Genomic DNA, 19,668 nt, shown 5'->3' with positions numbered 1-19,668 from the left:
ACCGCGCGCCGCATGTTCACAAACCTGGCCGAATGGCCAGGGTGTGCGGGCGGCGGTGGTGTGAGATGCTTCGCTTCGTCGTCACGCGCCGCTAGCTGCGGGCGGCAATCACCACCGGTCAGGTCTTCGACAAAGCCTTGAGCGCGAGCTTGATGCCTTCGGAAACACCGGTGCCTGCGGGCACGTTCTTGATGGCCGCCAACGCTTCTTTTTCGGAGTAGCCCAATGCGAGCAGTGCATTCAGGATGTCGGACGCATGATCGGAAGCGGAGACGGCGCCAGCGGCTGCACCGAGGTCAGCGCCAAGCTTGCCCTTGAGCTCGAGGAGCAGCCGCTCCGCAGTCTTCTTGCCGATGCCGGGCACGCGCGTGAGGCGCGCGGCGTCCTGCAGTGTCACGGTTTGGGCGAGTTCCTGCACGCTCATGCCGGACAGCACGGCGAGCGCCATGCGCGCGCCGATGCCACTGATCTTTAACAATTCGCGAAACGTCGCGCGCTCCTGCGCGGTCCCGAAGCCATACAGCAGATGGGCATCCTCACGCACGATCAGCTGCGTGAGCAGCACCACTTTTTCGCCTGTCGAAGGCAGGTTGTAGAAGGTGCTCATCGGTACGTCGACTTCGTAGCCGACGCCGTTGCAGTCGACGAGCAGGTGCGGCGGGTTCTTTTCCAGCAGGACGCCGGCAATGCGACCGATCATGATCGATTCAATCGTGAGGGAAAGCGCGAGTGTAGCGCAGCGCGCTAGCCGGCGGCGCGGGCTGGAAGGTTGACCCGGGTTGACGCCGCTATCCAGCCATTGTTCCGCCGTCCTCCTGCCGCTCGCCACGGGCAACGGTCCCGGTTCGCGCGACGCGGTCCCCTAGCCGACCAGTCTTCCGCGTCGTACGCGCAGGCCTTTCTTTGCCAGTGCCGGTGCGATGCCGCCGAGCGTGTTCAGCGTGCTGCCGCCGTGCGCATGGCAGATGGCCATACCGAGCGCATCGGCGGCGTCGGTGCCGGGCATGCCGGAAAGCGTCAGCAGGCGCACCACCATCTGCTGCATCTGTTCCTTTGTCGCGCGCCCGTAGCCGACCACGGCCTGTTTCAACTGCAGCGCCGTGTATTCGGCAACCGGCACGCCGCCGGCCACGAGACCGCAGATCGCCGCGCCGCGGGCCTGGCCGAGCAGCAGCGTCGATTGCGGGTTGACGTTGACGAACACCTTCTCGATGGCCGCCTGATCGGGCGCGTGCTCGCGAATCAGCGTGGAAATACCGTCGAAGATCGTACCGAGTCGCGACGGCAGATCGCCGTCGGGCGTCTTGATGACGCCGCTTGCGATGTAGCTCAACTGGTGACCGGACTGGTCGATCACGCCGAAGCCGGTCACGCGCAGGCCAGGGTCGATGCCGAGAATTCTCATAACGGGAGGGCGGACTCAGTGCCTGCGATACTACAACGAATCGGATGAAAAACGGCCCGGCAGTGGTGTTCTGCCGGGCCGCGCGATGAATCCGGAATGTACCTGGTGGCGTAACTCAGTGTCGTAACTCGGTGACGTAACCCAGCGACGTAACCCAGTGACGCAACCCAGCGACGTAGCTCAATGCCGGAAATGCCGCACGCCGGTCACCACCATCGCGATATTGTGCTCGTCCGCGGCGGCGATCACCTCGTCGTCGCGCACCGAGCCGCCCGGCTGTATCACGCAGGTGGCGCCGGCCGCAACGACCACATCGAGCCCGTCGCGGAACGGGAAGAACGCGTCCGACGCAACGGCCGAGCCGTTCAACGACAGCCCCGCGTTCTGCGCCTTGATGCTTGCAATGCGCGCTGAATCCACGCGGCTCATCTGTCCAGCGCCGACGCCGAGCGTCATGCCGTTGCCGCAAAACACGATCGCATTCGACTTCACGAACTTTGCCACGCGCCACGCGAAGAGCAGATCGTCCATTTCCTTCGGCGTCGGGTAGCGCTTCGTCACGACGCGCAGGTCGCGCGCCTGCACATTCTTCGCATCGAGCGACTGCACGAGCAGGCCGCCGCCGACGCGCTTCAGGTCGAACGCGTTATTGCCGTCGCCGAGCGCGATTTCGAGTAGCCTGACATTCTGCTTCGCAGCGAACACCTGGCGCGCCGCGGTACTGAATGCCGGGGCGATCAGCACTTCGACGAACTGCTTCGCAACGGCTTGCGCAGTCGCTTCATCCACCTCGCGGTTGAACGCGATGATGCCGCCGAACGCCGACGTCGGATCGGTCTGGAATGCCTTCGCGTACGCTTCGCCCGTATCCGCACCCACTGCCACGCCGCACGGATTCGCGTGCTTGATGATCACGCAGGCCGGAACGTCGAATGTTTTTACGCATTCCCAGGCAGCGTCCGAGTCGGCGATGTTGTTGTACGACAGTTCCTTGCCCTGCAGTTGCGCGTAATTCGCGAGCGCGCCGGCCGGCACCGACAGATCGCGGTAGAACGCTGCGTTCTGATGCGGATTCTCGCCGTAGCGCAGGTCCTGCACCTTGTCGAACGCGAGGTTCAGCGTAGCCGGGTACGTGTTGCGCGAGCGGTGCTGCAGCTCTTCGGTGAGGCTCGTCAGGTAATTCGTGATTGCACCGTCGTACTGCGCCGTGTGCGCGAACACCTTGGTCGCGAGACGGAAGTTCGTCTTGTAGCTGACCGTATTGCGGTTCTCGCGCATTTCATCGAGCACTGCCACGTAATCGGCGGGATCGACGACCACGGTGACGTCGCGATGGTTTTTAGCCGCGGAGCGCAGCATGGTCGGGCCGCCGATATCGATATTCTCGATCGCGTCTTCGAGCGAGCAGTCTTCCTTCGCCACGGTTTGCACGAACGGATACAGATTCACGACGAGCAGATCGATGGTCGGAATGCCGTGCTGCTCGAGTGCGGCCACGTGCTCGGGCAGATCGCGGCGCGCGAGAATGCCGCCGTGCACTTTCGGATGCAGCGTCTTCACGCGCCCGTCGAGCATTTCCGGAAAGCCCGTGTAATCGGCCACCTCGGTAACCGCGAGGCCCGCGTCCGCGAGCAGTTTCGCGGTGCCGCCGGTCGACAGTATCTTGACGCCGAGTTCCGACAGCGATTTCGCGAAATCGACGATGCCTGACTTGTCGGAAACGGAGATGAGCGCTTGCTTGATCATGATGAAAACGGAAAAGACCGATGAAGGCGTGGCAGGGCGCGTGCGCTACAGCAGACCGTGCTGTTGCAACTTCTTGCGCAGCGTATTGCGGTTGATGCCGAGATACTCGGCGGCCAGCGACTGATTGCCGCCGGCCTGCTCGAGCACCACCTCGAGCAGCGGTTTTTCAACGCACGAGATGACCATGTCATAGACGTCGTGCGGATTGGAGCCGTCGAGATCCTGAAAGTACATATCCAGGCTGTCGCGGACACATTGTTCGATGTTGTGCTTGCTCATGCTGCTAATAAGTCGGATTGGTCCCGTTCGCCGTTGTTATTCGCGACGTCTTCGACGTACACGAGACGATCGGAAATCGCCTTTTGCGCGTCGAAGAACTCATTGACGGCGAGCAGTTGCTCGCGCGTCGTATCCAGCGTATTCATCCGATGGCGGAACACGTTGGCGCCGGAAAGGCCGCGAGTGTACCAGCCGATATGCTTGCGTGCAGTACGGACGCCAGTGAACTCCCCGTAAAAAGCGTAGTGATCCTCGAGATGCTCGTTCATGACCTGCTGGATTTCGTCGATGCGCGGCGCTGGCAGCAGGCTGCCCGTCTGCAGGAAATGATCGATCTCGCGGAACAGCCACGGGCGCCCCTGCGCTGCGCGCCCGATCATGATGGCGTCGGCGCCGGTTGCGGCAAGCACGTCGCGCGCCTTGAGCGGCGATGAGATGTCGCCGTTCGCGACGACAGGAATGGTCACCGCCGCCTTTACCGCGGCGATCGTTTCGTATTCCGCTTCGCCGTGGTAGAGATCCGCGCGCGTGCGGCCATGCACGGTCAGCATCGAGATGCCTGCCGATTCGGCAAGACGCGCGACGGTGAGCGCGTTTTTGTTCTCGCGATTCCAGCCGGTGCGAATCTTGAGCGTGACGGGCACGGCGTCGGGACCAATGCCAACCGCATTGACGACGGCCTCGACGATGCGCTGCACGAGCGGCTCGTTCTGCAGCAGCGCGGAACCGGCCGCGACGTTGCAAACTTTTTTCGCGGGGCAGCCCATGTTGATGTCGATGATCTGCGCGCCGTTCGCGACGTTGTAGCGCGCGGCCTCGGCCATCATGTGCGGGTCGGCGCCGGCGATCTGCACGGCAATCGGTTCGACTTCGCCCGCGTGGTTGGCGCGGCGCATGGTCTTTTCGCTTTTCCATAGCTGCGCGTTCGACGCAACCATTTCCGACACGGCATAGCCCGCGCCCAGCCGCTTGCAAAGCTGGCGGAACGGGCGGTCCGTCACGCCCGCCATGGGAGCGACGAAAAGGTTGTTGCGTAAATTGTGCGTGCCGAGAACGGGCATGAGCAAAAGAACCAGCCGCGGTGAGCCGCTTTGCCTGGCAACGCTGCACACAGTGCCGGCGCCGTCATACGAGCGAGTACCGCAGATCGCGAGGGGAAAGTTTCTATTTTAACGTTAACGGCTCACTACCAGTCACAGTTGAGTGCGTAATAAGCCGTTAAATCTTCTATGAAAGTGCGTTCGGTCATAGAACGGACACGCGGATGCGCGCGGCGATGAACCAACACGCGTCGTTCGCGGCGCGGCGGGCTAGCGCATCGATGCACGCGCGCACATCGGCCCGGGCGTGCAACGATGCTCTGCCGAGCGCGACGCCCGTCTGCTGCCGGATAACGGGCTAGCGACGCTGCCCGAACATCATCTGCCGCGCAAGCGCCGTTTTCACGGGGGGCACGAACTCGAGCGCGGTCAGCGCAAGCCCGCGCAGCGCGCCAAGCGCCGGGAAGTCGAACGTGAAGAGACGCGCGAGCGTATCGGTCGCGCCGATCGTGAGCCGCCGGTCCAGGGTGCGGCTGCGCGCGAACGCCGCCAGCGCGAGCGGCGAAGCGCCATGTTGCGACAGTGCGTCGGCAAGCGCATGCGCGTCGCGCAGACCGAGGTTGAGCCCCTGTCCGGCGACCGGATGCAGCGTCTGTGCGGCGTTGCCGATCGCGACGACGCGACCGTTCACGAGCGCGTCGACGGTATTGAGGCCGAGCGGAAATGCCGCACGTCCGCGAATCTGCGTAAAGCGGCCCATGCGCTCGCCGAATGGGGCGCCGAGCTCGTGCAGAAACGCATCGTCGGGTAGTTGCGACCTGCGCGCCGCTTCTTCGGGTGGACAGCACCAGACGAGCGCATAGTCCGCACCGCGCACGCCGCCGACCGGCAGCAGCGCGATCGGCCCTTGCGATGTGAAGCGCTCCCACGCGACATGCGGCCGCGGCGCCGATACGGTAACCGTGCCGACGAGCGCCGTCTGGCCGTAGTCGCGCGTGCCGCCGCCGCGAGGCGCCTGTTGTTCGTGGAACAGCCCGCCTTCGGCATTGACCAGCAGCCGCGTGCGCAGCGTGCGCGATACGTGGGCGGGTCCGGCGCTTTCGATGTGCAGCGTGACGCCGTCGTCTTCCTGCACGGGCGGTTGCGCCGTCGTCGATTTGAACCAGTGCACGGAGGTTGTCTGCACGACCTGCGCGAGCGCGTGCACGATCGAGCCGTAGCGCAGCACGTAACCGAGCGCCGGCAGGCCGTGCTCGGTATGGTCGATCAGTGTCCGGCCGAAATGTCCACGCTGCGAGACATGAATGCGATGAATCGCGGTCGCCTCGGCGGGCCAGCGCAGTGGCTCGAGAATCATCCGGCTGCCTTGCGATACAGCGATCGAGCGCGGGTCGGATGCGGCATCCTCGGGCTCGCGCGCGTCGATCAGCGCGATCGACAGCGCGCGCGTCGCGCTGCGCCGCGCGAGCCAGCCCGCGAGCGCAAGCCCGACCGGGCCCGCACCGACAATCGTCACGTCGAAGTCGAACGGCGCCGCGTTCATGCGGCACCGGGCGCGGCAAGCACAGTGTCCTGAGCCGCCTGCGCGTCGCGCATCAACGCTTCGATTTCATCGGCGTCGACCGGCACGTCGCGCGTGAGCAGCTCACAGCCGGTCGCGGTGACGACGGCGTCGTCTTCGATGCGAATCCCGATGTTCCAGTACTTTTCCGGCACGTCTTCGGCGGCGCGAACGTAGAGACCAGGTTCGATCGTGAGCGTCATCGACGGCGCAAGCGTGCGCCACGGCGGCATCTTCCGGCCATCCGGCGTTGCACTGGCATTGCCGCTTTTTTTCCCGCTTCTTTCACCGCTTCTTTCCCGATAATCGCCGCAATCATGCACATCCATGCCCAGCCAATGCCCGGTCCGATGCATATAGAACCGCGCATACGCGCGCTGCTCGATCACATCGTCGACCGTCGCATACCGATCGCGCCCGAGAATGCCGGTATCGAGCAGCCCCTGCGCAAGCACGCGCACCGCGGCTTCATGCGGCGCATCGAAGCTGACGCCGGCGCGCGTCGCGTCGATCGCTGCCTGCTGCGCGGCGAGCACGATGTCGTACAACTCGCGCTGCGCGGCGCTGAAGCGGCCGTTGACCGGGAAGGTGCGCGTGATGTCGGATGCGTAGCCGTCGAGTTCGCATGCGGCGTCGATCAGGATCAGCTCGCCGTCGCGCGCGACCGCGTTGCCGGCCGGATAGTGCAGCACGCAGGCATTTGCGCCCGCCGCGACGATCGACCCGTATGCCGGCGCTTGCGCACCGTACTTGCGAAACGTGTACAGCAATTCGGCTTCGAGTTCGTATTCGCGCATGCCCGGCCGGCACGCGGCCATCGTGCGGCGATGCGCGAGCGCGGAAATCTGCGCGGCGCGGCGCATCACGGCGAGCTCGTGACTGTCCTTGAACAGACGCATCTCGTCGAGCACCGGCAGCAGGTCATGCACCGCGGTCGGCGCCATGACGCCGCTGCGCGACTGCGCGCGTACCGCATCGAGCCATTGACGCACCTGCGCGTCGAGCTCGGGCGATACGCCGAGGGCGTAGTGCAGCGCCGGCTTGTCCGCGATGATGCGCGGCACATGCGTGCCGAGTTCGTCGAACGCAAACGCGGCGTCGAAGCCGAACGCATCGCGCGCGCCTTCCGGCCCGTAGCGAAAGCCTTCCCACGTCTCGCGCTCGGCGTTCTTCTCGCGGCAGAACAGGATCGCCGCGGGCGCATCGGGCGCCGCGCTCGCGTCGAGCACGAGCAGCGCCTCGGGTTCGGTAAAGCCGGTCAGATAGTAGAAATAGCTGTCGTGCCGGTACGGGTAGTCGGCGTCGCGGTTGCGCAGCACTTCGGGCGCGGTCGGCACGATCGCGACGCCGCCGCCCGCCGCCCGCAGCGCGGCAAGCACGCGCTCGCGCCGCTGGCGGTAGACGGCGACGGCCGCTTTAGGATCGATGGAGGATTCGGTCGGCAGGTTCATCGTGCGATTGTAGCGCCCAATAAGAAATGGCAATGTGCTGCGCCTTATGCGCCATATTGTTGCAATCCGCCCACAGGCAGCCGCGGCGCCGCTTACAGGATCGGGCCGCAGCCCTTGAAACGCCGCCTTTCCACGTATACTTTCGGCCAATCAGGAAGACGAGAAGAGGCAGAAGAAGTGATGAAACTCATCGGTTCGCTGACGAGCCCGTTCGTCCGCAAAGCGCGGATCGTGCTCGCGGAAAAAAAGATCGACTACAAGCTGGTGCTTGAGAACCCATGGTCCGACGAGACGACCATTCACACGTTCAACCCGATCGGCAAGGTGCCGTGCCTCGTGATGGAAGACGGCGAGGCCGTCTTCGATTCGCGTGTGATCTGCGAATACGTCGACACGCTGTCGCCGGTCGGCAAGCTGATTCCGCAACCGGGGCGCGAGCGCATCGAGGTGCGCTGCTGGGAGGCGCTCGCGGACGGCGTCATGGATGCCGCCGTGCTCGCGCGCCTCGAAGGCGTGCTGCGCACGCCGGAGCAGCGCAGCGAGAACTGGGTGGAGCGGCAGCGCCGCAAGGTCGATGAAGGCCTCGTCGCGATGTCGCAAGGCCTCGGCAGCAAGACCTGGTGCACCGGCAACCACTACACGCTGGCCGATATTTCAGTCGGCTGCGCGCTCAGCTACATCGATTTCAGAATGCCGGAGCTGAACTGGCGCGAGCTGCATCCGAATCTGGACAAGCATTACCAGAAACTGTCGCAGCGGCAGTCGTTCATCGATACGGCGCTGACCGAGTAAGCGGCGCCCTGCGTCAGCCGCACGCTGCTTTCCGACGCGGTCCGCTGCTCTCCGACGCTTTGTGCGGCTTTTTGCCTTCAGGCCGCCACACTCGTCACTTGCGGCGTAAACGAATCGCTGGTCGCGACCGGCCACCATTTCTCGTACAGCGTATAGCGGTACGTGCCGTTGAGCAGGTCGTCCGGCTCGAGGTACTTGAGCAGATCGCACATCAGCCGCACCTCGTACGACGACACGCGCCGCACGATATGATGCGGCCGCAGATCCCCGGGGTGCCGCAATCCGGCGGCCTGCACGATTTCCTTTAGCGCGTGCAGCGTGTTGTGGTGATAGTTGAACACGCGATCGGACTTGTCGGACACGATCAGCGCGCGTTGGCGCACCGGATCCTGTGTCGCGACGCCGGTAGGGCAGCGGCCCGTGTGGCACGTTTGCGCCTGAATGCAGCCGACCGCGAACATGAAGCCGCGCGCGGCATTGACCCAGTCCGCGCCGATCGCGAGCGTCTTCGCGATATCGAATGCGGTGATCATCTTGCCGCTCGCGCCGATCCGGATCTTGTGGCGCAGCCCGATGCCGACGAGCGTATTGCGCACGAGCAGCAACCCTTCCTGCAGCGGCACGCCGATATGATCGGTGAACTCGAGCGGCGCCGCGCCGGTGCCGCCTTCCGCGCCGTCGACGACGATAAAGTCCGGCAGGATGCCCGTTTCCAGCATCGCCTTTGCAATGCCGAAGAACTCCCACGGATGCCCGATGCACAGCTTGAAGCCGGTTGGCTTGCCGCCCGACAGATTCCGGAGCCGTTCCACGAATTCGAGCAGTTCGCGCGGCGTCGAGAACTCCGAGTGCGACGCCGGCGACACGCAATCGCGGCCCATCGGCACACCGCGCGTCTCGGCGATTTCCGGCGTGATCTTCGCGGCCGGCAGCACGCCGCCGTGGCCGGGCTTTGCGCCTTGCGACAGCTTGATCTCGATCATCTTCACCTGCGGGTCGCGCGCCTGCTTCGCGAATTTGTCGGCGTTGAAGGTGCCGTCGTCGTTGCGGCAGCCGAAGTAGCCGGAGGCGATCTCCCAGATGATGTCGCCGCCGTGCTCGCGGTGATATTTCGACATCGAGCCTTCGCCGGTGTCGTGCGCGAAGCCGCCTTTTTTCGCGCCGAGATTGAGCGCGCGGATCGCATTGGCCGACAGCGAGCCGAAGCTCATCGCCGAGACGTTGAAGATCGACATCGAATACGGCTGCTCGCGCGTCTCGCCGACCGTGATGCGGAAATCGTGATCGTCGAGCTGTGTCGGCGCGAGCGAGTGGCTGATCCATTCGTGGCCGACCGCTTTCACATCGACTTCGGTGCCGTAAGGACGGCTGTCGGTTTCGTTTTTCGCGCGTTGATAGACGATGCTGCGCTGCACACGGGAAAACGGCTTTTCATCGGTATCGCCTTCGACGAAATACTGGCGGATCTCGGGCCGGATGAACTCGAACAGGAAGCGGAAGTGCCCCCACAGCGGATAGTTGCGCAGGATTGCGTGCCGCTTTTGCGTAAGGTCCCACACGCCGAGCGCGACGAAGAGCGCGGGCACGATCAGCCAGAACCACGAAATGAGCGACCGGCTCGCGAGCGCCGCGCAGGCAGCGCTCGCGAGCACCGCGCACCACATCGCCAGATAACGTCGAGAAAACATGGGGACTCCATTGCTATGAATGCGCCGCGGCGGGATCGTTCGTCGCCATGCGAACCGGATCCGCCGAGGGGTGAGGGCGTGGAGCCTGGTCAGCGCGCGGCGAGCGCCGCGTCGTGCGGTGCTTGCGTGGCCGGCTGAGGCTGCGCGGTTGCCGCGTGTTCGATGATGCCGCCGCCGAGACAAATGTCGCCATCGTAGAGCACGGCGGACTGTCCCGGTGTGACAGCCCATTGCGCATCGTCGAAGTGCAGCGAGAAGTGCGCTTGATGCGAATTCCGATGTGAATTCCGATGCGAGTTTTGCTGCGGTTTCCCATGCGCATTTCGCTGCGAGCCTTGCAGCACATCCACGCGTGAGAACGTGCACGCCGCATCGGCTTGCCGATAGCGCGTTTTTGCACCACACGCGAAGCCTTCGGCCGGCGGTTCGCCCGCGACCCAGCTCGTATTGCCGGCGACGAGCGTTTCGCTGAGCAGCCATGGATGGTCGTGCCCTTGCGCGACATAGAGCGTGTTGGTCGGCATATCCTTGCCCGCGACGAACCACGGTTCGCCGCTGCCGTCCTTGCTGCCGCCGAGGCCGATGCCCTTGCGTTGCCCGAACGTATAGAACGCGAGGCCGATATGCTCGCCGACCAGCTTGCCGTCGGCCGTTTTCATCGGGCCCGGCTTCGTCGGCAGGTAGCGGTTCAGGAATTCTCGGAACGGCCGCTCGCCGATAAAGCAGATGCCGGTCGAGTCCTTCTTCTTTGCATTCGGCAGACCGATCTTTTCAGCGATTTCGCGCACCTTCGTTTTCGGCATGTCGCCGAGCGGAAACAGCGTTTTGGACAGTTGCGCCTGGTTCAGCCGATGCAGGAAGTACGACTGGTCCTTCGTGTGGTCCTTCGCCTTCAGCAGTTCGAAACGGCCGCCGTCCACTTCGCGCACGCGCGCGTAGTGGCCCGTCGCGATGATTTCCGCGCCGAGCGACATCGCGTGATCGAGGAACGCCTTGAACTTGATTTCCGCATTGCACAGCACATCGGGATTCGGCGTGCGGCCCGCCGAGTATTCGCGCAGGAATTCGGCGAACACGCGATCCTTGTATTCGGCGGCAAAGTTGACCGCTTCGACGTCGATGCCGATCAGGTCCGCGACCGACACGACGTCGATCCAGTCCTGCCGCGTCGAACAGTATTCGCTGTCGTCGTCGTCTTCCCAGTTCTTCATGAACAGGCCGACCACGTCGTAGCCCTGTTCCTTCAGCAGCCATGCGGTAACCGACGAATCGACGCCGCCCGACATGCCCACTACGACTTTCTGCTTGCTCATCTTTGTGCCTGCTGCTTTCTTTATCGGGGAGGCCCGACCGAATGCGTGTGCACGAAGTCGAGCGGGAAACGCTTGCCCGCGAGGTAATCGTCGATACGCTGCATCACGAGCGGCGAGCGATGCCGTTCGGCGCACGCGCGCATTTCGTCGGCGCTCATCCACAGGGTGCGGACGATATCCGGGTCGAGCGCGCGGTCGCCGGGCGTGCCGGCTGCACCGCAGAACGTGAAGCTCAGATACGTCGTGCCGTCGCTGCCGTCGCGCGAGTAATGCGTCATATAGACGCCGATCAGCGCGTCGGGCGTGAACGGATGCGCGGTTTCCTCGAGTGTCTCGCGAACGACCGCCTCGGCGAGGGTTTCGCCTGTTTCGAGGTGCCCGGCCGGCTGATTGAGGCGCAGCCCGGCGGACGTGTGTTCCTCGACGACGAGAAAGCGCCCGTCGCGTTCGACGACGGCCGCGACCGTCACATGCGGAGCCCAGGTTTCCGGTTTCATGGGCCGATATTTTACCGTTTCCGAGGTTTCGCCGCCCGCCGGTGTGGGCCTGCGAGGGCCGACGAGGGACAGCAAGGGTCAACGAGGGTCGGCGAGGCGCCGTCGCGCGTCTGCGGCTTTCCCGTGCCGCGCGACGGCCGACAAATTTAATGCGCGCGCTGGGGTTTCGGTTAAAGTGACGCCGTAGCCGTTGCAGTAAGCAAGCCGGCGAGCCCTCGTCGGCAAGTCCGTCAAACAAGAAGGTCGAGGAGGAGTTCACGATGCACATCGGAGTGCCAGCCGAGACGCGCGCCTACGAAACCCGCGTCGCCGCGACGCCCGAGACGGTTAGAAAGTACGTGTCGCAGGGCCACCGCGTGACGGTGCAAAGCGGCGCCGGGGTGCCCGCCAGCTTTCCCGACGACGCCTTTTCCGCCGCCGGCGCGGAAATGACCGATGCGGCAACGGCCTTCGCCGCCGATCTCGTTCTCAAGGTCCAATCGCCCACCGAAGCCGAATTGCCGTCGATGAAGCGCGGCGCGACGCTGGTCGGCATGCTCGATCCGTTCAACGCAGACAACGCCGCGCGCCTCGCCGCAACAGGCGTCACCGCCTTCGCGCTCGAAGCGGCGCCGCGCACGACGCGTGCGCAGAGTCTCGACGTGCTGTCGTCGCAGGCGAATATTGCCGGTTACAAGGCAGTGCTGCTCGCCGCGGACCTGTATCCACGCTTCATGCCGATGCTGATGACCGCGGCCGGCACCGTGAAAGCCGCGCGCGTGCTGATACTCGGCGCGGGCGTCGCGGGCCTGCAGGCCATTGCCACCGCGAAGCGCCTCGGCGCCGTGATCGAAGCGTCCGACGTGCGGCCCGCGGTCAAGGAACAGATCGAATCGCTCGGTGCGAAATTTCTCGACGTGCCCTACGAAACCGACGAGGAGCGCGAAGCGGCCGTAGGCGTCGGCGGCTACGCGCGGCCCATGCCGCCGTCGTGGCTCGCGCGCCAGGCGGCGCTCGTGCACGAACGCGCGAAGCAGGCCGACGTGGTGATCACGACCGCGCTGATTCCGGGCCGCGCGGCGCCGACGCTGATTTCGACGGACACCGTGCAGTCGATGAAGCCCGGCTCCGTACTCGTCGATCTGGCGGCCGGCCGCGGTGCGGAAGTCGCAGGCGAGGCGGGTCGACGCGGCGGCAACTGTCCGCTGACCGAAGCGGACAAGGTGGTCGTCAGGCACGGCGTGACGCTCGTCGGTTACACGAACCTCGCGGCGATGGTGCCGGCCGACGCGTCGTCGCTGTACGCGCGCAATCTGCTCGACTTCCTGAAGCTGATCGTCACGAAGGAAGGCACGCTCAACATCGATCTGACCGACGATATCGTCGCGGCCACGCTGCTCGTGCGCGATGGCGCGGTGGCGCGCGCAGCCTGATCGTCACGAGCCGGTCGCAAGCGCACAGGCACCGCACAAGCACCGCGCGCGCACTGCGCGAGCACCGCAAAACAACGCTTCAGTACGCTCTCAAGGACGCACAAGGAGAATTGGCGATGGAAGTCATCAACCACACGGTGATCAACCTGATCATTTTCGTGCTGGCGATCTACGTCGGCTATCACGTGGTCTGGAACGTCACGCCCGCGCTGCATACGCCGCTGATGGCGGTGACCAATGCGATCTCGGCGATCGTGATTGTCGGCGCGATGCTCGCGGCGGGACTCACGGTCGGGCCGGGCAAGTTTTTCGGCACGGTCGCGGTCGCGCTCGCGGCCGTCAACGTATTCGGCGGCTTTCTCGTGACAAGGCGCATGCTCGAGATGTTCAAGAAGAAGGAGCCGAAGAAGCTCGCCGCTCCGGGCAAGGAGGGCGCGTAAATGAGCATGAACGTCGTTACGCTGCTCTACCTCGTTGCGTCGGTGTGCTTCATCCAGGCGTTGAAGGGCCTGTCGAATCCGAAGAGCGCACGCGCGGGCAATGTGTTCGGCATGGTCGGCATGGCGATCGCGATCGTCACGACCATTGCGCTGATCGTCAGGCAGGCGGCGCTCTTCGGCACCGATCTGCCGCTTGGGCTCGGCCTGCTGTTCGGCGGGCTCGTGGTGGGCGGCGCGATCGGCGCGTTCATCGCCGCGCGCGTCGAGATGACGAAGATGCCCGAGCTCGTCGCGGCAATGCACTCGCTGATCGGTCTGGCAGCGGTGTGCATCGCTTATGCGGTGGTGTCGGAGCCGGCCGCGTTCGGTCTCGCGGCCGAGGGTGCGCCGTATCCGAACTTCCTGCCGTACGGTAACCGCATCGAGCTCTTTATCGGCACGTTCGTCGGCGCGATCACGTTCTCGGGTTCGGTCATCGCCTTCGGCAAGCTGTCGGGCAAGTACAGGTTTCGCCTTTTCCAGGGCGCGCCCGTGGTCTACGCGGGCCAGCACACGATCAATCTGCTGCTCGCGCTCGCGATGATCGGCTTCGGCATCATCTTCTTTCTGACGCAGTCGTGGCTGCCGTTCGTCATCATGACGCTGATCGCGTTCGTGCTCGGCGTGCTGATCATCATTCCGATCGGCGGCGCCGATATGCCGGTCGTCGTGTCGATGCTGAACTCGTACTCGGGCTGGGCCGCCGCGGGCATCGGCTTTTCGCTGAACAACGCAATGCTGATCATCGCGGGCTCGCTCGTCGGTTCGTCCGGTGCGATTCTGTCGTACATCATGTGCAAGGCGATGAACCGCTCGTTCTTCAACGTGATTCTGGGCGGCTTCGGCGCGGAGCCGGGTGCGGCCGCCGCCGGCGGCGCGCAGGAGCAGCGGCCCGTGAAATCGGGTTCGGCGGAAGACGCCTCGTTCATGCTCGGCAATGCCGAAACCGTCGTGATCGTGCCCGGTTATGGGCTTGCCGTTGCGCGCGCGCAGCATGCGCTGAAGGAACTGACCGACAAGCTCGTGGAGAAAGGCATCGACGTGCGCTATGCGATCCATCCGGTGGCGGGCCGTATGCCGGGGCATATGAACGTGCTGCTCGCCGAAGCCGAAGTGCCGTACGACCTCGTCTTCGAGATGGACGACATCAACAACGAGTTCGGCCAGACCGACGTCGTACTCGTGCTCGGCGCCAACGACGTCGTGAATCCGGCGGCGAAGAACGATCCGAAATCGCCGATCGCGGGCATGCCGATCATCGAGGCGTACAAGGCGCGCACCGTGATCGTCAACAAGCGGTCGATGGCGGCCGGCTACGCGGGCCTCGACAACGATCTCTTCTACATGGACAAGACGATGATGGTCTTCGGCGATGCGAAGAAGGTGATCGAGGATATGGTGAAGTCGGTCGAGTGAGCGATACGGGCCGGGGCGCGGCAAACGGGCGGTTGCCGCGCACCCAGGCCTTCGCGATTACTCCGAGGCCGCAGCGGGCTTCTGTTTGACGCTGCCCGCCACGAGATCGAAACGGAACAGCCGGCATTCGAGCGCGCCGTTGTAAAGCGGCGTCTTGGCCGATTCGCGCAGCCGGAGCTGGCCGGGCAGCTTGCGATCGGACGTCAGAACGAACGCATGCCATCCGGTGAAGCGCTGCTTCAGCGCATCGCCGAGCGACTGGAAAAATTCGCTGTCGGGCGTATCCGAATGCGTGCGATGAAACCGTTCGTCGCGATCGTCGCGATGCTCGCGCTCGCGGCTCGGCGCGCGAACTTCGCCGCGCGGCCCGCGGCCGCGCACTTCGATACGCTCGCCGTATGGCGGATTCGCGACGAGAATGCCCGCTGTGTCGGTCGGCGGCGTCATGCCGCGTGCGTCGACCTGCTTGAGCGGCAGCCCCGGAAAGCCCGCGCGTTCGAAGTTCGCGCGCGCCTTGTCGAGCATGTCGCCGGAAATGTCGCTGCCGAAAATCTGCAGGTCAGCGCGGTTTGCGTTGGCGCGCGCGGCGCGCTTCGCGTCCTGCGCCGCAACCTTCATCGTCTGCCACGCGCCGACGTCGTATTGCTTGAGCTTCTCGAAGCCGAAGCGCCGGTCGGTGCCCGGCGCGATATTCAACGCGACCTGCGCCGCTTCGGCGAGGAACGTGCCGCTGCCGCACATCGGATCGTAAAGGGGCGTGCCCGGCGTCCAGCCCGTCAGCCGCAGAATGCCGGCTGCGAGGTTCTCGCGCAGCGGCGCGGCGCCTTTGTCGAGGCGCCAGCCGCGCTTGAAAAGCGGCTCGCCCGAGGTGTCGAGATACAGCGTGCATTCGGTCGCGGTGAGAAACGCGAACACGCGCACGTCGGGTGCGCCGGTGTCGATGCTCGGCCGCGCGCCGCTGACTTCGCGCAGGCGATCGCAGATCGCATCTTTCACACGCAGCGTCGCGAATTCGAGGCTGCGCAGCGGCGACTTGATTGCGGTCACATCGACGCGCAGCGTTTCATTCGCCGAAAACCATTGTTCCCAGCGTTGCTCGAGCGCGAGCGCATAGACGTCCTGCTCGTTGCGATACGGGCGCTGCGCGATTTTCAGCAGCACCCGGCTCGCGATGCGCGAATGCAGATTGGCGGCCATACCGGCCGCCCAGCCGCCGCCAAAGTGCACACCGCCGGGGACCTGCGCGCCCGCGGTAAACGGCGCGCCGTTCAGATGCGTCGCGGCGATCGCGGTGAGTTCGGCGGCAAGCGCGGCTTCGAGGCCGCGCGGGCAGGGGACGAAAAAATCGAAAGACATGGAGCGGGCCGCAGGGCGTTGGACGCGGTTCGGAACGCGTCGGGCGTGGAGTAAGCCGCCATTGTACGCGGTCGCACGGGCGGCTTTTCCCCGGGATGGCGGCGCGAACCGATCTCCCTAGCTGCCGCCACCGGCCTTCGGCATGGCGGCCGCCGTTGGCGTCGCCTGCACCGAAGCGCTCGGACACGCCGGCGTCGCGCCGCGCGTGGGGTTGGCGGACAGGGCGCGCACCGCATCGGCGATCTCGCCCGAAATCTGCTGGACCGCGCGCTGATGCCCGACGGCGAGCGCATCGTAGCCGCCCGCAACCGGCACGCTCGCCACGGTGCGGCACGTCAGCAGCGCCTGCGTGCGCACCGCGCGCACGCTCCATACGGCATCGATGAGCGCGTGCGAACCAGGCCACGATTCGAAGCGCTGCACGTTCACCTTGACCCGATAGACCGGCACGCGGTCCGGATAAGGCGTGCCGAACACATCGATCGTGCCAAGCTGCCGCGTGAGCGCGTTCGACAACGCGCGGCGGATCTCATCGCCCGGCAGCGACGCCCAGCGCTCCTGTTCGAGCACGTCGACCTGGTTGTTGCTCGTCTGCACCACGAACTGGTTCCTTGCGACCTGCGGTGGCACATCGACGGGCGTCATTTCGATCAGAAACGCCGGATTCGCGACGGCGGAAGTGGCGGCATTCGGCGCGAAAGAAGAATCGCCGGTGGAGAGCGTATAGAACCGGCTCGACGGGGACGAGCATGCCGCCAGCGCCAGCGCGCACAGTACGCCTGCCGTGAGCGCACCAGCAGCCTTGCCGCCGGAACCGGACCGCGCCGCCGTGCCGCGCGGCGCTCGCAACGAACGGGTGAGCCACGCAAACGTCATTTGTTATCTCCTGGTTTTCCGCGGACGAGCGACTCGGGGTGGCGCTCCAGATAATCAGACAGCGCATTCAGCGACTGCAGCGTGCGCGTCAATTCCTGCAGCGCCTGATGGACGTCGGATTGCAGCGGCGAATCCTGCTGCAACGTCTGCTCGGCCGAGCCGAACGTCTGCTTCGCGGCCGCGAGCGTATCGCGCGCCTGTGGCAGCAGCTCCGAGTCGACTTGCGAGAACAGCTTGTCCGCATGCGCTAGCGCCGTGTTCAGGTTCGTGCCGATCTGGTCGAACGGAATCTTGTCGAGCTTCTTTGCGATGTCCGCGATCTGCAACTGCAGTTCGTCGAGCGAGTTCGGCATGGTCGGCAGCTCGAGCGGATCGTGCGATGCGTCGACCGATGCCTTCGGCGCATTCGGGAACATGTCGAGCGCGATATACAGCTGACCGGTGATCAGGTTGCCGGTGCGCAACTGGCCACGCAGCCCATGCCTGACGAGTGCCTGCAGCAGATCGTTGCTCGACGGCGTGCCCGGCGCCGGCAACGCGTCGCGCGTGCGGCGGCGCAGACGGTCCGGATACAGGTTCATCGTGACCGGCATCGTGAAGTTGCGGATCTTCGGATCGTATTCGACGCCGATGCTCGTCACCTGACCGAGCACAATGCCGCGGAAGTCGACCTGCGCGCCGACCGACAGCCCGCGCAGCGACTGGTTGAAGTTCATCACGACGCGCACCGGTTCGCCGTCGGGTTCGCGCATCGCATCGCTTTCGTCGTCGCCGAGACGGAACGTCATATTGTTCGGCGCCTGCACGCCGACCGCCTGGCCCGGCGGCGACTGGAACGCAAGGCCGCCGACGATCACCGTCGCGAGCGACTGCGTGTTGAGCTTGAAGCCGCTCGAATCGAGCCGCAGGTCGACGCCGCTTGCGTGCCACCAGCGCGAGTTCGTGCCGACGTACTGGTCGAACGGCGCATTGACGAACACCTGCACCGTCACGCCGGTGCCGTCCTTGTCGAGCGAGAAGCCCGTGACCTGGCCGACCTGTACGCGCCGGTAGTAAACGGGCGAGCCGATATCGATCGAGCCGAGCGACTCGCCGCGCAGCGTGAACTGCCGCCCTTTCTGGTCGACGGTAACAGCCGGCGGCGCTTCGAGGCCGACGAATTCGGTCTGCGTCTCGGTCGAACGGCCGCCGTCGACGCCGATATACGACCCCGACAGCAACGTGCTCAGGCCCGTCACGCCGCTTGCGCCGATGCGCGGCCTGACCACCCAGAAGCGGCTGTCTTTCACCGCGAAGTCGTCGGCTTCCTTCGACAGCTGCACATAGACGAGCACGCGCGAATGATTGTTCGACAGCTTGATCTGCTTCACGTAGCCGATGTCGACGTCCTTGTACTTGACCTTCGTCTTGCCCGGCTCGAGCCCTTCCGCGGAGCTGAAGCTGATCGTGATGGTCGGGCCTTTCTGATAGATCGACTGGATCACGAGCGCGACGCCGATTAGCGCGGCGATCAGCGGAATCACCCACACGAGCGACGGTAGCCAGCGGCGGCGCGTGTCGATATCGGGCTCGGGCACGTCCGGTCCGGCCGGATCGTGGCGCGGCGCGTCGGGCGTCGGGTCTTGTGGACTATTCATGGGGCGTGTCCTGGGGTTGCCGGGAGTCTTTGGAGGAAGGGGGCGTGCTGCCGTTGTCGGTGGTGCCCGGTCGGCGCCGCGGCGGCGGTCCGGTTTCGATGTTGTCCCAGATCAGGCGCGGATCGAATTGCATCGACGCGAGCATCGTCAGAATGACGACCGAGCCGAACGCAATCGCGCCGGGCCCCGCGGTAATCTCGGCAAGCGACTTGAAGCGCACGAGCGCGACGGTCAGCGTGATGACGAAGATATCGAGCATCGACCAGCGTCCGATCCGCTCGACGACGCGATACAGCGTCGTGCGCTCGTGCGGCCGCCAGCGCGAACGGCGCTGCGTGGTGATGCTGAGCAGCGCAAGCACCGTGAGCTTCATCATCGGCACGAGAATGCTCGCGACGAACACGATGATCGCAAGCGGCCAGTCGCCCGAGGTCCAAAAGTAAACGACGCCGCTCATGATCGTGTCGTTCTCGGTGCCGACCAGCGAGGTGGTGTGCAGCACGGGCAGCAGGTTCGCGGGAATGTAGAGCACGGCGGCCGCGATCAGCAGTGCCCACGTGCGCATCAGGCTGTCCGGATTGCGCCGGTGCATCGGCGCGCGGCACCGCTCGCAGCGCTGCGGCGCATGGTCCGGGCTCGCAAAGCGCGCGCGCTTCTGCACGCGCCCGCATGCGTGGCACGAGATCAGACCGGCGCGCGAGGCCGTCAGGTATTTCATCG

Annotated in this window: 17 protein-coding genes and 2 pseudogenes; 4 read left to right on the top strand and 15 right to left on the bottom strand. The window is 65.0% G+C overall.

The features are described from left to right. Positions 1 to 118: 118 nt before the first annotated feature. From ruvA to QYH69_RS04600, 7 genes are all read right to left on the bottom strand, one after another. Entirely contained in the window at positions 119 to 700 is a 582-nt protein-coding gene (gene ruvA, locus QYH69_RS04630) for a Holliday junction branch migration protein RuvA (protein WP_308830727.1), read from the bottom strand. Positions 701 to 862: 162 nt separating this feature from the next. Further along, entirely contained in the window at positions 863 to 1,405 is a 543-nt protein-coding gene (gene ruvC, locus QYH69_RS04625) for a crossover junction endodeoxyribonuclease RuvC (protein WP_075158128.1), read from the bottom strand. A gap of 180 nt (positions 1,406 to 1,585) precedes the next feature. Next, entirely contained in the window at positions 1,586 to 3,151 is a 1,566-nt protein-coding gene (purH, locus tag QYH69_RS04620; RefSeq protein WP_308830726.1) for a bifunctional phosphoribosylaminoimidazolecarboxamide formyltransferase/IMP cyclohydrolase, read from the bottom strand. Between the two features lie 45 nt (positions 3,152 to 3,196). Beyond that, positions 3,197 to 3,430, bottom strand: coding sequence for a Fis family transcriptional regulator (locus QYH69_RS04615; RefSeq protein WP_075158126.1), 234 nt, complete (start codon positions 3,428 to 3,430; stop codon positions 3,197 to 3,199). After that, positions 3,427 to 4,491, bottom strand: coding sequence for a tRNA dihydrouridine synthase DusB (gene dusB, locus QYH69_RS04610; RefSeq protein ID WP_308830725.1), 1,065 nt, complete (start codon positions 4,489 to 4,491; stop codon positions 3,427 to 3,429). The genes QYH69_RS04615 and dusB overlap by 4 nt, the downstream gene beginning before the upstream one ends. Before the next feature lie 337 nt (positions 4,492 to 4,828). Beyond that, positions 4,829 to 6,013, bottom strand: a complete 1,185-nt coding sequence (locus tag QYH69_RS04605) for a UbiH/UbiF/VisC/COQ6 family ubiquinone biosynthesis hydroxylase (protein WP_308830724.1) — start codon at positions 6,011 to 6,013, stop codon at positions 4,829 to 4,831. After that, the gene (locus QYH69_RS04600; RefSeq protein WP_308830836.1) at positions 6,010 to 7,482 is read right to left on the bottom strand and encodes an aminopeptidase P N-terminal domain-containing protein; all 1,473 of its coding nucleotides are present in this window, start codon (positions 7,480 to 7,482) and stop codon (positions 6,010 to 6,012) included. The genes QYH69_RS04605 and QYH69_RS04600 overlap by 4 nt, the downstream gene beginning before the upstream one ends. A gap of 180 nt (positions 7,483 to 7,662) precedes the next feature. Here QYH69_RS04600 and QYH69_RS04595 point away from each other — a divergent pair, with 180 nt between their 5' ends. Beyond that, positions 7,663 to 8,274, top strand: coding sequence for a glutathione S-transferase N-terminal domain-containing protein (locus QYH69_RS04595; RefSeq protein ID WP_308830723.1), 612 nt, complete (start codon positions 7,663 to 7,665; stop codon positions 8,272 to 8,274). Positions 8,275 to 8,351: 77 nt separating this feature from the next. On the opposite strand, the gene QYH69_RS04590 is transcribed toward QYH69_RS04595, so the two are convergent. The 4 genes and pseudogenes from QYH69_RS04590 to QYH69_RS04580 all read right to left on the bottom strand — a co-directional run bounded on the left by QYH69_RS04590 (position 8,352) and on the right by QYH69_RS04580 (position 11,772). Continuing rightward, on the bottom strand, positions 8,352 to 9,962 hold the full coding sequence (locus QYH69_RS04590) for an FMN-binding glutamate synthase family protein (protein ID WP_308830722.1): 1,611 nt from the start codon (positions 9,960 to 9,962) through the stop codon (positions 8,352 to 8,354). Between the two features lie 89 nt (positions 9,963 to 10,051). Further along, positions 10,052 to 10,183 (bottom strand): annotated as a pseudogene (locus tag QYH69_RS36025) (aminomethyltransferase beta-barrel domain-containing protein); the annotation flags it as partial. Beyond that, positions 10,184 to 11,248: pseudogene (gene mnmA / locus QYH69_RS04585) on the bottom strand (tRNA 2-thiouridine(34) synthase MnmA); the annotation flags it as partial. 47 nt (positions 11,249 to 11,295) lie between these two features. Beyond that, positions 11,296 to 11,772, bottom strand: coding sequence for an NUDIX hydrolase (locus QYH69_RS04580; protein WP_308830720.1), 477 nt, complete (start codon positions 11,770 to 11,772; stop codon positions 11,296 to 11,298). Between the two features lie 260 nt (positions 11,773 to 12,032). Here QYH69_RS04580 and QYH69_RS04575 point away from each other — a divergent pair, with 260 nt between their 5' ends. The 3 genes from QYH69_RS04575 (at position 12,033) to QYH69_RS04565 (ending at position 15,079) form a co-directional block, all read left to right on the top strand. After that, positions 12,033 to 13,184 carry a Re/Si-specific NAD(P)(+) transhydrogenase subunit alpha gene (locus QYH69_RS04575; RefSeq protein WP_308830719.1) on the top strand — a complete coding sequence of 384 codons (1,152 nt, stop codon included), beginning with the start codon at positions 12,033 to 12,035 and terminating at the stop codon, positions 13,182 to 13,184. Positions 13,185 to 13,300: 116 nt separating this feature from the next. Further along, complete coding sequence (locus QYH69_RS04570) at positions 13,301 to 13,624, top strand: NAD(P) transhydrogenase subunit alpha (RefSeq protein ID WP_308830718.1); 324 nt, start codon at positions 13,301 to 13,303, stop codon at positions 13,622 to 13,624. Then, positions 13,625 to 15,079, top strand: a complete 1,455-nt coding sequence (locus tag QYH69_RS04565) for an NAD(P)(+) transhydrogenase (Re/Si-specific) subunit beta (protein WP_308830717.1) — start codon at positions 13,625 to 13,627, stop codon at positions 15,077 to 15,079. It abuts the gene before it with no gap. Between the two features lie 57 nt (positions 15,080 to 15,136). Here QYH69_RS04565 and QYH69_RS04560 read toward each other — a convergent pair whose 3' ends face one another. From QYH69_RS04560 to QYH69_RS04545, 4 genes are all read right to left on the bottom strand, one after another. Beyond that, positions 15,137 to 16,435 (bottom strand): class I SAM-dependent RNA methyltransferase, encoded by a 1,299-nt coding sequence (locus tag QYH69_RS04560; protein ID WP_308830716.1) that lies wholly within the window; start codon positions 16,433 to 16,435, stop codon positions 15,137 to 15,139. A 117-nt stretch (positions 16,436 to 16,552) separates the two neighbouring features. After that, complete coding sequence (locus QYH69_RS04555) at positions 16,553 to 17,311, bottom strand: PqiC family protein (RefSeq protein ID WP_308830715.1); 759 nt, start codon at positions 17,309 to 17,311, stop codon at positions 16,553 to 16,555. Then, positions 17,308 to 18,948, bottom strand: a complete 1,641-nt coding sequence (locus tag QYH69_RS04550) for an MlaD family protein (protein WP_308830714.1) — start codon at positions 18,946 to 18,948, stop codon at positions 17,308 to 17,310. The genes QYH69_RS04555 and QYH69_RS04550 overlap by 4 nt, the downstream gene beginning before the upstream one ends. Next, positions 18,941 to 19,666: a paraquat-inducible protein A gene (locus tag QYH69_RS04545; RefSeq protein WP_308830713.1), complete on the bottom strand. Its 726-nt coding sequence runs from the start codon at positions 19,664 to 19,666 to the stop codon at positions 18,941 to 18,943. Before QYH69_RS04545 ends, QYH69_RS04550 begins: the two co-directional genes overlap by 8 nt. Positions 19,667 to 19,668 lie beyond the last annotated feature (2 nt).

This window comes from Paraburkholderia sp. SARCC-3016, assembly GCF_031119615.1.
Classification (GTDB): Bacteria; Pseudomonadota; Gammaproteobacteria; order Burkholderiales; family Burkholderiaceae; genus Paraburkholderia.
Note: the sequence above shows the minus strand (reverse complement) of the source record. Positions and strands in the feature narration are given on the sequence as shown.